Here is a 12,887-nt window from a genome sequence, read left to right as displayed (position 1 = left end):
GCATCGTAACCGGCGTTTCGCTTGCCGCGAAAGGCAAGGAGGCGTAGATTGGCGCAAAACATAGCGAGGATGCCTGCGATGACCCAAGTTTCGAAGCGGTCCGTCCCTTGGGCGCTTTTGCTCGCCGCGCCGTTGCTGGCCGGCGCGTCGCCCACGCCAGCCCCGGCCGAGCCGGCCGCCGCGCCCGCGGTGCCACCCGGCGCAGCGATCGATCCGCCGGTCGTCGTGACCCCGATCGTCCAGCCCTTCGACCTCGACGCGACACGGCGAATGGCGGTGCAGGTCATGGTCGGCGGTCAGGGGCCCTTTTCCTTTCTCGTCGACACCGGCGCCGAGCGCACGGTAATCGCGCGCGAGCTCGCCGAGCGGCTGAAGCTGGTCGAGGGCGAGAAGCTGCGCCTCGCGACGATCGGCGGGTCCGCAACGGTGGCGAGTTACCGCATCGCCGCGCTGCAGATGGCCGACCTTCATCTCGCCGCCGTCGATGCCCCCGCCTTTTCGGGGCGCCACATCGGCGCCGCGGGGCTGATCGGCGTCGACATGCTCGAGGAACGGCGAATCCTGATCGATTTCCGCAAGCAGAGCATGCAGATCCTCGAGACGCGCAAACAGTCGCGGCCGCTTATCCGCGACGACGATGCGATCGTCGTGATGGCGCGCAATTCGGCCGGGCGGCTGATCCTGTCCGACGCGCGGCTCGACGGAAAGCGCATCGACGTGATCGTCGACACCGGCGCGCAGACGAGCGTCGGCAACCTTGCGCTGCAAAAGCTGGTGATGAGCCGCCGCGCGAACCGGCTGCCGCTCATCGAGTCGACGCTCGACGCCGTGTCGGGCGAGGCGGTGCCCGCGTTGCGCACGGCGATCAAGCGCATCGTGATCACCGGCATGGACGTCAACGATCTGCCGGTGAGCTTCGCCGACAGCCAGGCCTTCCGCGCGCTCGGGCTGGAGGACCGGCCCGCGCTGCTGCTGGGGATGGACAGCCTCGCGCTGTTCGACAGGGTCGAGATCGACTTCCCGAACAAGCGCGTCGTCTTCGACCTGCCCGACGGCGCGAGCCGCGACACGAAACTTCGCCTTGCCGCGAATATGGCGGTGCGCGGAAGCTAGCCGCGGACTGGGGAGTTGCCCGTGCGCGCCAGCGGCGCCATAGCGGGGCGATGTCCGTCGCTTTCGATTTTGCTGGCCAAAGCTTTCAGATGCTCCCCGACCGCGCCCTGTTCTGGCCGCGGCACGGCGCACTGATCGTCGCGGACCTGCACCTCGAAAAGGCGAGCTGGTACGCCGCGCACGGCCAGCCGCTGCCCCCTTACGACAGCCACGACACGCTCGACCGGCTGGCCAGGCTGGTCGCCGAAACCGGCGCGCGCCAGCTGTGGTGCCTTGGCGACAGCTTCCACGACCGCGACGCCGCCGCGCGCATCGCGCCCGCGGTCGCCGGGCGGCTGCTCCGCCATGCGGCGGCGACGAAGCTCGTCTGGATCGCGGGCAATCACGACGGCCTTTCGGGCGGCGCGTGGGGCGGCGAGGTCGCCGACGAACTGGTGACGGACGGGATCGTCTTTCGCCACCAGAGCGAGGCACAGGAAACCCGGCCCGAAATCTCGGGGCATTTCCACCCGAAGCTGCGGCTGACCCTGCGCGGGCGCCCCGTATCGCGCCCCTGTTTTGCGGGCGATGCGCAGCGGTTGATCCTGCCCGCCTTCGGCAGCCTGACCGGCGGCCTCGCGGCCGAAGATTCTGCAATCGCCCGCAATTTCCCCGGACCCTATCGCGCGATGCTCGTCGCCCGCGGGCGCTTGCTGTCGATTCCCTGCCGCGGCGCGGGCGATAATGACGTTACGGAAAGCCGGATCGCCGCGCACCGCTGACCCGTCCAGCGTGTGGCGCGCCACTGCCCCGCCTGTGACCAAAAAGCATCACCCCCCGAAAAACGACGCAAATGCAGGCCTCCGGCTGGATCGCCGGGTCAATTTCGATATGTTCGGCGGGCAACAAAAATAATGAAATGTTGAGAGGAGTGCCCGCAATGAAATCTTCTTCCCTTCGTGCCGCGCGCTGGTTGCGCAGCAGCGCGCTCGGCGTATCGATCGCCGTAGCGGCCGTTTCGGTCCCCGCCTTGGCGCAGGATGCCACCGACACCACCGACGACAGCGCCGACGCGCCGATCGTCGTGACCGCGCAAGGCCGCGCACAGCTTCTGTCCGACGTTCCGGTCGCGATCTCGGCGGTCAACGCCGAAGCACTGCAGAACAGCGGTGCGAACGACATCCGCCAGCTCAACCAGGTCGCTCCGTCGCTGCTCGTCTCCTCGACCGGCTCGGAAGCGAACGGCTCGGCGCGTATTCGCGGCATCGGTACGGTCGGCGACAACCCCGGCCTCGAAAGCTCGGTCCCCGTGTTCATCGACGGCGTCTATCGCTCGCGTTCGGGTATCGGCCTCAACGAACTTGGCGAAATCGACCGCATCGAGGTCCAGCGCGGCCCGCAGGGCACGCTCGGCGGCCGCAATTCGTCGGCTGGTCTGATCAGCATCTACTCGAAGAAGCCCGACTTCAATTTCGGCGCCAATGGCGAGATCACCTACGGCAATTATGACTATTGGCGCCTTGCCGGCAGCGTCACCGGCCCGCTCGGCGACACGCTCGCCGCGCGCCTCGACGGCGTGTGGGTAAAGCGCGACGGCTTCTACAACGACACGAACAACAACCGCGACGTCAACAACCGCGACCGCTATTTCCTGCGCGGCCAGCTCTTGTTCGAGCCGACCGACGCGCTGTCGATCCGGTTGATCGCCGACTATACCTATCGCGACGAGGAATGCTGCGGCGCCGTCTATGTCGATGGCAGCGTCAACCCCAATATCGGCAACCTCAACAATCCGGCCAATCCGATCCTGCAACCGGGTGCGAGCCCGGCTCGCGTGAACGACAGCGGCAACAATATCATCAACGTCTTGCGCGACCTTGGCCAGCCGCTGGCCGCGTTCAATCGCGGGTACGATCGAACGCTGTCGGTCACGCCGGGCCGCAGCTATGCCGGCAAGACGAAGGATTACGGTTTCTCGGGCCAGATCGACTATGATCTCGGCGGCGCGACGCTGACCTCGATCACCGCCTATCGCGAGTATCGCTCCGGCCAAGGTGGCGACCTCGATTATGGGACGGTCGACCTGCTCTATCGCACGCCGAGCGACGACGCCTATCGTCAGTTCCATACCTTCACTCAGGAACTGCGTCTGCAGGGGGAAGCCTTCGACGGCAAGCTCGACTGGCTGGTCGGTGGCTTCTATGCTGACGAGCGGCTCCAGATTCGGGAAGCGACCCGGCTTGGTACCCAGTTCGGCCGTTTCGCCTCGTGCCGCGTCATCAGCGGCACATCGCTTGCTGCTTTCTATTCCCCGACCAGCCAGGGCTGCTTGAATGCGACCGGGCGGGGGGCTGCTGCGGGGCTGGGCAATAACCTGCTTGCCGGTCTCGACGCGCTGGACAGCATCAGCGATCGTGGCTCGCTGGGCGACATCTATCGCCAGAACGGCAAGAATTGGGCGCTTTTCACGCACAATATCATTCACATCACCGACAAGCTCGATCTGACGCTGGGCCTGCGCTACACCAATGATCGCAAGAAGTTGGCGGCCAGCTTCACCAACGACAACACCGCCTGTCCGACAATGCAGGGGCTATTGGTTCCCAATCTGCAAAGCACCAACGCAACTGCTCGCGGCCTGTCGCAGCTGATGCTGGCGCTGGGCTGCGTGTTCAATACGTCTTCGGAAATCAACGGCGTTTCGATCAATAACAGCCGTAAGGAAGACCGGTTCACCGGCACCGCGATCCTGTCGTACAAGCCGGTCGACGACCTGATGCTCTATGCCAGCTTCTCGCGAGGCTATAAGGCTGGGGGCTTCAACCTCGATCGAACGGCGCTGAAGGCGCCGTTCCTGCCCTTCGGCTTCCCCGCGGGCACAACGCCGCAGGCGGGTGCGCAGGCGTTGGTCGGAAATCTCGAGTTTGACCCGGAACTCGTCGACAACTACGAGATCGGCGGCAAATATTCGACCGGACCGTTCAGCCTGTCGGCAACGCTCTTCCGTTCGGACTTCCGCAATTTCCAGCTCAACACCTTCAACGGCACAGTCTTCCTGGTCCAGACGATCAACGGTTGCGAAGCCGATCTGGCCGGAGCTGACCGAGACGCCAGCGCCACGACCGGTTCGTGCGACCCCGACAAGGTGGGTTGGGGTGTGCGCGCCGAAGGCGTCGAACTCGAAGCCTCGCTCGTTCCAGCGAGAAACTTCCGCGTGGCAACCGGTCTGACCTATTCCAGGACGAAGTTTCGCAAGAATCTGGTCGGCACCCGGCTCGGCACGCCGCTCGATCCCGCGCTGCGCAAATTGCCGGGCGACAATCTGTCGAACGCACCCGAACTGGTAGCAACCGGCAGCGTCACCTGGACGCCCGAAATTGGCAGCAGCGGCTTGACCGGCCTTGTCTATGTTGATGGCCGCATGACCAGCGACTATAATACCGGGTCCGACCTGTTCCCGCAAAAGGAGCAGAACGGCTACGCGATCTTCAATGCTCGCATAGGCCTGCGCGGCCCCGACGAGAAATGGGGCATCGAATTCTGGGGCCAGAATATCTTCAACAAGCAATATGCCCAGGTCGCCTTCAACTCACCATTCCAGGCCGGTGCGACCAGCGCGCCTTTCACCGACCCGCAATATCCGGGCGGCCGCCAGATCTTCTCGCAGTTCCTTGCCGAACCGCGGACCTATGGCGTGACGCTGCGCGGCAAGTTCTGATCGCGTAGATTGGGTTACGGTAACCGCCCGCTCGCTTGCGCGAGCGGGCGGTTTCTTTTTGTCTCACGCGAAGACGCGAAGATCATGATTCCGGGCCGACAGGCCCCTTATTCGATCGTCGTCGCGTCCCCCGCGACACGGCAGGAAAAGGCCGCTTTGCGGCAGACACAACTTCTTCGCGTCTTCGCGTCTTCGCGTGAAATAATCAGCGCGCCCGCGCAGCCTGATGCGCGATGTCGGTCATCAGCTTGCGGAACAGCACCGCGCCCGCGGTGCCCGAGGATTTGAGCGCGCGCTCGCAATCGAGCAGCCGCGTCATCAGCCGCGCGACGCGGACCGAATCCCAGATGTGGAGCTGCGCGGTCACCGCGTCGCGCTCTTTCCAGAACACGCCGCTGCTCTTCGCCGCGACGACCGTAGCGGGGTGCGCGCCGGCGTCGACCTCTGCCCGCAGCCGCGCGAGCTGCATCGCGCGGATGCCGAGCGCGCGGATGATGCGGATCTCGGCGACGCCGACCGCCGCCGCGGTGCTCAGCATCTCGGGCAGATCGCGCACCTTGCCGCCGAGGGCGACGTTGATGCACGCGCTGACATCCTCCTCGTGCGTCGCGGCGCCGAGCGCGGCGATGTCGGCGGGGGTCACCTGCCGCTGCCGGTCGGGCGCGGCGTCCAGGAAAAGCGCGATCTTCTCGATCTCGCGGCGCATCAGCGCCTGGTCGCCCGAGACGAGGTCGACGAGCAATTGCGCCTCGGCATTGGCGAGCCGCAGCCCCTGCTCCTGCGCCGCCGCCATCGCGATGCCGATCAGCGCGCGCCGGTCGGGCTGGTAGCAGATCGCCGCCACCGCATGGTCCGATCCCTCGACCAGTTTGACGAGCTTCGACTTGGCGGTGATCGATGCGCCGGTCGCGATCACCGGGTTGATGACGGTCTCGGCCGCGAGCAGCGCCTCGACCGCGGCGAGGCTGTCGTCGCCGCTGCCCGAGATTTCGAGCCGGATCACGCGTGCGGGCGAAAAAAGCGACATCGACGCCGCCTCTGCGGCGAGCAACGACGGATCCTGCGAAAGCTGCGCACCGGTGAGGTCGAGCCGTTCGGCGTCCTTCCCCGCCAGCCCGATCAGATGCTGCGCCACCGCGCCCATCGTCGCCTCGTCGGGACCGGTGAGGAGGGCGAAGCGAACCGCGGGATCGAGGCGGGTCTGGCGTTCGAAGTCGGCAGGCTTGACGCTCTTCATGGAATTACCGGGCAATCCTCAGTTTATCCGCATCCCCGAGCGAAGACGAGGGGCTCGTTCGAGCGAGACGAGAACCGGAACGCACGGCCTCGACTTCGCTCGGCATAGTCCCTCGTCTTCGCTCGGGAAAGCGGATTAATCCCTGATCTGCCTAGCCGCCGGGCGCCGCCGGCGGGTCGGCGGACTCGCCGCCGCCGCGGTTCGCGAACACCGCGAGCCGTGCGACGATCTGGTCGGCGACGCCCGAGGCGAGCCGTTCGAGCGCGGTCGATTCGGCCGCGATCGTCGCATATTCGCTGCCGACGACATCGATTCCCGAGTCTTGCGCCGCGGTCGCGTCGAGCAACACCTCGCCCGACGCAGCGTTGACGAGCTGATAGCGCGCGCGCAGCGTCCGCCGCTCGCGCGTCACCGCATCGTCGGCGCGGACGCCGAAGCCGGTGATCGAATCCTCTAGCCGCACGTCGAGCCGCAGCCGTTTGCCCGCGCCATGTCCGGCCTGCGTCGCCTGCAACCGGTCGCGGAGCGCGTTGCGGACGAGCCAGCCCGAATGTCCCTCGATCGGCGCGACATCGACGTCGGCGAGCACCTGCGCCACCGCCCCCTTGCTGCCGTTCGCATAGAGCGGGCGCAGGCCGCAGCCGCCAACGGCGAGCGAGGCTACGACAAGGGCGGAGACGAAAAGGCTGCGCATCAGGGAACGATATTCACCAAACGGTCGGGGACCACAATCACCTTCTTCGGCGCGGCCCCGCCAAGCAGCTCTACGATGCGCGGGCGCGCGAGCGCCGCGGCTTCGGCGGCGCCCTTGTCGATCCCCTTCGCGAGCGTCATCGTGTCGCGCAGCTTGCCGGCGACCTGGATCGCGATCGTCACCTCGTCGTCGACGAGCAGCGCGGGATCGGCGGCGGGCCATGCGGCGTCGGCGATCATCGCGGTCGTGCGTTGGCCCTCCGGCAGCGCCGCCCACGCCTCTTCGGCAAGGTGCGGCATCATCGGCGCGACGAGCAGGATCAGCGTCCGGCACGCCTCGGCGCGGGTCGCCGAGGGCGGGGCCTTCTCGATCTCGTTCGCGAGCGCGTGGATCTTCGCGACCGCCTTGTTGAAGCCGAGCGCCTCGATATCGGCTGCCACGCCGGCGATCGCCTGATGCAGCTTGCGCGCCAGCCCCTTGTCCTCGCCGCCGTCGCCGGCATTTTCGGTCTCGCCAAAGATGCGCCATAGCCGCTGGACGAAGCGCCACGCGCCCTCGATCCCGGCCTCGCTCCACGGCAGGTCGCGCTCGGGCGGGCTGTCCGAGAGCATGAACCAGCGCGCGGCGTCGGCGCCATATTGGTCGAGGATAGCGTCGGGATCGACGACATTCTTCTTCGACTTCGACATCTTGATCACGCGGCCGACATCGACCGGCGCGCCATCGGCCGCCAGCGTCGCGCCGTCGGCGGTGCGGACGATCTCGTCGGGGGTGAAGAAGACCGGTGCATGGCCCTCGCCCAGATCGCGGCTGTAGGTTTCGTGCGTCACCATCCCCTGCGTGAACAGGCTGGCGAACGGTTCGGCGATCTCGATCATCCCCAGCTTCTTGAGCGCGCGGGTCCAGAAGCGCGCGTAGAGCAGGTGCAGAATCGCATGTTCGATGCCGCCGATATACTGGTCGACCGGCAGCCAGCGGCGGATGACATCGGGGTCGAAGGGCTTGTCCGCGGGCGCCGAGGCGAAGCGCAGGAAATACCAGCTCGAATCGACGAAGGTGTCGAGCGTGTCGGTCTCGCGCACCGCCTCGCCGCCGCAGCTTGGACAGGCGACATGCTTCCACGTCGGATGGCGGTCGAGCGGATTGCCGGGAACCGAGAAATCGGCGTCCTCGGGCAGCACGACGGGAAGCTCGCTCTTCGGCACCGGCACCAGCCCGCAGGCGTCGCAATGGATAAAGGGGATCGGCGTGCCCCAATAGCGCTGGCGCGAAACACCCCAGTCGCGCAGGCGCCACACGGTCGTGCCCTTGCCCCAGCCCTCATGCTCCGCGCGCGCGATGATCGCGGCTTTGGCTTCCTCGATCGTCATCCCGTCGAGGAAATGGCTGTTCACCAGCTTGCCGGGACCGACATATGCCTCGTCGCCGTGGAAGACCTGTCCGGTCTCGTCGCCGTCGGCGATCACGCGGTGGACGGGCAGGCCGTATTTGCGCGAGAAATCAAGGTCGCGCTGGTCGTGCGCCGGGCAGCCGAAGATCGCGCCGGTGCCATAGTCCATCAGCACATAGTTCACGACCCAGACGGGCATATGCCAGTTGGGATCGAGCGGGTGCTCGACCGACAGGCCGGTGTCGAAGCCCATCTTCTCTGCGGTGTCGAGCTGTTCGGCGGCGGTGCCCTGACGCCGGCATAGCTCGATGAACGCGGCCAGTTCGGGCGAATCCTTGGCCAGCCTCTCGGCGAGCGGATGGTCGGGCGAGATCGCCGCGAAGCTCGCGCCATAGAGCGTGTCGGGGCGCGTCGTGAAGACGTCGAAGCCCGGCGCGCCGCCGGCCATGCGGAAGCTGAATTCGAGCCCCTGCGACTTGCCGATCCAGTTTTCCTGCATCAGCCGCACCTTGTCGGGCCACTGGTCGAGGCCCTTCAGCCCTTCGAGCAGTTCGTCGGCAAAGTCGGTGATCTTCAGGAACCACTGCGACAATTTCTTCTTCTCGACGAGCGCGCCCGAGCGCCAGCCGCGGCCGTCGATCACCTGCTCGTTCGCGAGCACGGTCATGTCGACCGGATCCCAGTTGACGTAGCTTTCCTTGCGCGTGACGAGCCCTGCGGCGTGCATGTCGAGGAACAGCGCCTGTTCCTGCCCGTAATAATCGGGTTCGCAGGTCGCGAGTTCGCGGCTCCAGTCGATCGCGAGGCCGAGGCGCTTCAGCTGCGCGCGCATCGACGCGATATTGTCGCGCGTCCAGCCGCCCGGCGCGACGCCCTTTTCCATCGCGGCATTTTCCGCGGGCATGCCAAAGGCGTCCCAGCCCATCGGGTGAAGCACATCGTGGCCGGTCATCTTCTTGAACCGGGCCAGCACATCGCCCATCGCATAGTTGCGGACATGGCCCATATGGATGCGCCCCGAGGGATAGGGGAACATCTCGAGGATATAGGCTTTCGGCTTGTCAGCGCTGTCGGTGGTGACGAAGCTGTTCGCGGCGTCCCAGGCGGCCTGCCAGCGGGCATCGGCGGCGAGAGCGCCAAAGCGCGTTTCGCGGGTCATTGGTCAGTTACCCCGTTGATGTCAGTCGGCGCGCATCCGCGCCGGGAATTAGCCTTCGATGGCCGAGCGGCGGAGGTCGCGGGCGCGGGTAAGGATGATTTCCTCGAGCTTCTGCACCGTCGCCGCCTGCACCGGCGCGTCGACCCAGGCGCCGCCCTGCGACACCTGGCGCGATGCCGCGACACGCAGCGCATCGGCGCGCAGGTCGCGGTCGAGGATCGACACGGTGACCTTCATCCGTTCGCCGGGGTTCGACGGGTTGGCGTACCAGTCGGTGATGATCACCCCGCCCGACGAGTCGGCCTGGAGCAGCGGCATGAACGACAGCGCGTCGAGCGACGCGCGCCACAGATAGGAGTTCACGCCGATCGTCGTCACCTGCGACGCGGCGAGGTCGGCCTTCGGCTTTTCCTTGCCGGCGCAGGCCGACAGGCCGAGCGCGGCGAGCCCGAGCAGCGCCAGCGCGGCCGGACGACGGCCGAACGTGGCAGGGACGGGAAGCTGGAACATGCCGGAACACCTTATATTTGGGCGTCGCCTCCCCGATCGGGGCACGGACGCGTGCGGAATTTGCAAGCGTCTCTATCGCCCTTGTTCCCGTGCCGCAAGCGCGGCAATCGCCTCTTTTCCGCCATTCATCGCGCGGTCATCAAAGCGTCGCACTGTGGTGTCAACGCAACAGCTTCGGCGAAAAGCCGGAAGGGCGGGATCATTCGTTCGCGAATCACTGGAAATATTGGGGCCGCAGGCCTATCTGGGGATTCGATTGGGGTTGGAGTCGCAGTTTAATGGCGCGGACATCGCGACATCTCTGGAAGTCTGGGCTGGTCGCCGCTGCGGCGATTTCGGTCGCGCTTCCGCCTGCGCTCGCGGCGATGACCCGCGCCGACCGCATCCGCGACACGCAGCTTTCGGAAACGCTGCTCGGCCAGTTCACCCCGGCCTCGGGCGACCCGCGGCTGATCGCGCGCTACGCCAAGATGTCGGCCGAAGCGCGCAGCAGCTTCAGCTTCACCCCTGCCTTGACCGACGAGGGCCGCCGGAACCGGGCGATCACCGTCGTGATCCGCAGCCGCGACGACACGTCGAGCGCCGCGCGCACCTCCGCGCTGACCGCCGGCCGCGCCAAGGCGCCGATCGCGGTCGCGCCCGTCGCCTATGACCTTGGCGCGTCGGTCGGCTTCCAGAAATTCGTCACCCCGGCGCTGCCGCGCGGCATCGACCTCAAGAATCTGCCGGTCGCGCGCGAACCCGAACAGCTCGCCGAGAAGAAATCGCGCTTCGCGACGCGCGTCCTCAGCCGGCCGAGCGATCCCGCCGGCGCGACCGACCGCGTCACCGCGCCCGGCGACGACCAGAATGTCGATGTCGTCAGCAGCTATCGCCTGACGAAGAACATCGATGTGACGGCCGGCGTCCGCTATCGCACCGACGACCGCGCGCAGCCGCTGACCGACGCGCGCCGCGACAGCCAGGCGGTCTATGTCGGCACGGCGTTCCGCTTCTGACGTCTCCGGCGTTTCGCCGCTTTCTCATCCCACGCATCGATTGCTGCCCAGCCGGGTTTGATGCCGCTTGCGCGCTGGAGCGCGCGCGCGCGGGCGGATGTCATTCCACCGAGCGCGATGGCTTTCCCGCCCGCGAGCCGCGCCAGTCGCAGCCAGGCGAAGCGGCCCAGCGCGGGGGCTCCGGCATGGGACCGCGTCGGGTAGAGCGGAGAAATGAAGGCCCCATGCGCGGCCGCGCGCCGCGCCGCGCGCGCCTCGCCCGCATCGTGAACCGGCATGGTGACGACAAGGCCGAGGCGGTGCGCCTGCCGCGCGCGCCGGGCCATCGGCTGGCGGAGATGAACGCCGTCGGCGCCCCACCGCCGCGCAAGCGCAGGCGATCCCGCGAGCAGGACCATCAGCTTGCGGGTCCGCGCAATGCGCAGGAGCCGCCGGACAAGCCGCCAGCGCAATCCCGTCGGCAGCGCGTCGTGGCGCACGACGATCCCGCTGCCGGGCGGCACGATCGCTGCCAGCGCGCGCATCCCGGCCGCGAGCCGCTCGTCGCTGAACAGCCATGTCGCAGGCAGGTTTCGGGGGCGGGAGGGGTGGCGTCCGACCATCGCCCTTCCTATAGGCACGTCGCGGGCGCGCGCAACGCGCCGATCGAGGATCGAATATGAGCGACGCTGCTGACAGGCTGGCCGAAGTACGGGCGAATATCGTGGGTGCGGCGAAGCGCGCGCAGCGGGAGCCCGCCGGGATCGAACTGATCGCGGTGTCGAAGACGCACGAGGCCGAGGCGATCCGTCCGCTGATCGCCGCGGGCCAGCATCATTTCGGCGAGAATCGCGTGCAGGAAGCGGCGGCCAAATGGCCCGCGCTGCGCGCCGAGACCCCCGACGTCGTGCTGCATCTGATCGGCCAGCTGCAATCGAACAAGGCCGAGGAAGCGGTCGCGCTGTTCGACGCGATCCATTCGGTCGACCGCTCGTCGCTGGTCCAGGCGCTCGCCAAGGCCTGCGCCAAGGCGGGCAAGCAACCGCAACTCTTCGTGCAGGTCAATATCGGCGACGAGGAGCAGAAGGGCGGCTGCGCCGTTTCCGACCTGCCGGCCTTGCTCGCCGAGGCGCGCGACGCGGGGCTCAAGATCGACGGCCTGATGGCGATTCCGCCCGCAACGCAAGAACCCGCGCCCTATTTCGCATTGCTCGACGAACTTGCCGAACGCCATGGCCTTCCGCTGCGCTCGATGGGGATGAGCGGTGATTATGAAACCGCGGTGATGCTGGGCGCGACGCATGTCCGCGTCGGCACGGCGCTGTTCGGCGCGCGTTGAGGTTGGCGCGAATCGGCTGGCACCCGGCATATCTTTCATCGTCGTCCCGGACTCGAAACCGGGATCCATTCCTTCAGCGCTGCGTGAATGGACCCCGGGTCAAACCCGGGGTGAAGAACGACGAGAACGTCGGCTTCCTACCCCAAAACCGTCCTTCAAGCGCATATCGACACCGTCCGCAGACTGTATTATGTTAACAGTACAGTTCGGAGTGTCGATGCCGCGTGCTTTAGAAAATCCCCGACGCCACCCCCTCCGCCAATGCGGCGCCAAGATCGCGCGCTTCGGCGAGGCGGTTCGCGGGGATCGTCTTGGGGGCGAGGATGGCTTCGGGCGTCTGCGCATCGGTGTTCACGATCACCGGATCGGCGACGCGTCTGAGCCGCCAGCCGGTCGCGATGCGGTCGAGCTGGCGCTGGGCACCCTCACCGTCGGAGCCGGCGCAGATGATCGTCGCATAGGGGCGCCCTACGAGCCTGCCGAGGCAGGGATAATAGCAACGGTCGAACATCTCCTTCATCGCGCCCGACAGTGCCGCAAGATTTTCTGGGCCGACAAAGAGATAGCCGCTCGCCGCGAGCAGATCCTCCGGTACAACCCGGTTCGCCGCGATGAGCGACGCGCTCCCCGCCCCATCGGCGGCCGCGCGCGCAAGCGCTTCGCTACCGCCGGTGCGGCTGTGCCAAGCGATCAGCAGGTGCGGCGCGTCGGTCATACCGCGATGCTTGCCAAGCCCGGCGGCGCGGCGCAAGCTGCCTGGAAACAGGGGAG

Annotated in this window: 11 protein-coding genes; 5 read left to right on the top strand and 6 right to left on the bottom strand. The window is 67.0% G+C overall.

Going from position 1 to position 12,887, the window contains the following annotated elements; all coding sequences use genetic code 11:
- Positions 1-78 precede the first annotated feature (78 nt).
- The 3 genes from QOL79_RS12145 to QOL79_RS12135 all read left to right on the top strand — a co-directional run bounded on the left by QOL79_RS12145 (position 79) and on the right by QOL79_RS12135 (position 4,810).
- Entirely contained in the window at positions 79-1,113 is a 1,035-nt protein-coding gene (locus tag QOL79_RS12145) for an aspartyl protease family protein (protein ID WP_204994286.1), read from the top strand.
- Positions 1,114-1,163: 50 nt separating this feature from the next.
- A complete protein-coding gene (gene pdeM / locus QOL79_RS12140) occupies positions 1,164-1,874 on the top strand; it encodes a ligase-associated DNA damage response endonuclease PdeM (RefSeq protein ID WP_283419757.1) in 711 nt (236 codons plus the stop codon).
- Positions 1,875-2,032: 158 nt separating this feature from the next.
- Positions 2,033-4,810 (top strand): TonB-dependent receptor, encoded by a 2,778-nt coding sequence (locus QOL79_RS12135; RefSeq protein ID WP_283419756.1) that lies wholly within the window; start codon positions 2,033-2,035, stop codon positions 4,808-4,810.
- A gap of 205 nt (positions 4,811-5,015) precedes the next feature.
- Here QOL79_RS12135 and holA read toward each other — a convergent pair whose 3' ends face one another.
- The 4 genes from holA to QOL79_RS12115 all read right to left on the bottom strand — a co-directional run bounded on the left by holA (position 5,016) and on the right by QOL79_RS12115 (position 9,800).
- Positions 5,016-6,047, bottom strand: coding sequence for a DNA polymerase III subunit delta (gene holA, locus QOL79_RS12130; protein WP_283419755.1), 1,032 nt, complete (start codon positions 6,045-6,047; stop codon positions 5,016-5,018).
- Positions 6,048-6,198: 151 nt separating this feature from the next.
- Entirely contained in the window at positions 6,199-6,741 is a 543-nt protein-coding gene (lptE, locus tag QOL79_RS12125) for an LPS assembly lipoprotein LptE (protein ID WP_283419754.1), read from the bottom strand.
- A complete protein-coding gene (gene leuS, locus QOL79_RS12120) occupies positions 6,741-9,290 on the bottom strand; it encodes a leucine--tRNA ligase (protein WP_283419753.1) in 2,550 nt (849 codons plus the stop codon). The genes lptE and leuS overlap by 1 nt, the downstream gene beginning before the upstream one ends.
- Positions 9,291-9,338: 48 nt before the next feature.
- The gene (locus QOL79_RS12115; protein ID WP_204994280.1) at positions 9,339-9,800 is read right to left on the bottom strand and encodes a DUF3576 domain-containing protein; all 462 of its coding nucleotides are present in this window, start codon (positions 9,798-9,800) and stop codon (positions 9,339-9,341) included.
- A gap of 278 nt (positions 9,801-10,078) precedes the next feature.
- Here QOL79_RS12115 and QOL79_RS12110 point away from each other — a divergent pair, with 278 nt between their 5' ends.
- Positions 10,079-10,798 carry a hypothetical protein gene (locus QOL79_RS12110; RefSeq protein WP_283419752.1) on the top strand — a complete coding sequence of 240 codons (720 nt, stop codon included), beginning with the start codon at positions 10,079-10,081 and terminating at the stop codon, positions 10,796-10,798.
- On the opposite strand, the gene QOL79_RS12105 is transcribed toward QOL79_RS12110, so the two are convergent.
- Entirely contained in the window at positions 10,771-11,400 is a 630-nt protein-coding gene (locus QOL79_RS12105) for a thiamine phosphate synthase (protein ID WP_283419751.1), read from the bottom strand. The two genes, QOL79_RS12110 and QOL79_RS12105, sit on opposite strands and share 28 nt — an antisense overlap.
- A gap of 56 nt (positions 11,401-11,456) precedes the next feature.
- Here QOL79_RS12105 and QOL79_RS12100 point away from each other — a divergent pair, with 56 nt between their 5' ends.
- A complete protein-coding gene (locus tag QOL79_RS12100) occupies positions 11,457-12,116 on the top strand; it encodes a YggS family pyridoxal phosphate-dependent enzyme (RefSeq protein WP_283419750.1) in 660 nt (219 codons plus the stop codon).
- A 229-nt stretch (positions 12,117-12,345) separates the two neighbouring features.
- On the opposite strand, the gene QOL79_RS12095 is transcribed toward QOL79_RS12100, so the two are convergent.
- Positions 12,346-12,831 carry a flavodoxin family protein gene (locus QOL79_RS12095; protein WP_283419749.1) on the bottom strand — a complete coding sequence of 162 codons (486 nt, stop codon included), beginning with the start codon at positions 12,829-12,831 and terminating at the stop codon, positions 12,346-12,348.
- Positions 12,832-12,887: the final 56 nt, after the last annotated feature.

It is taken from the genome of Sphingopyxis sp. Geo48, from assembly GCF_949769155.1.
Classification (GTDB): Bacteria; Pseudomonadota; Alphaproteobacteria; order Sphingomonadales; family Sphingomonadaceae; genus Sphingopyxis.
This window is presented reverse-complemented; position numbering and strand designations above follow the sequence as displayed.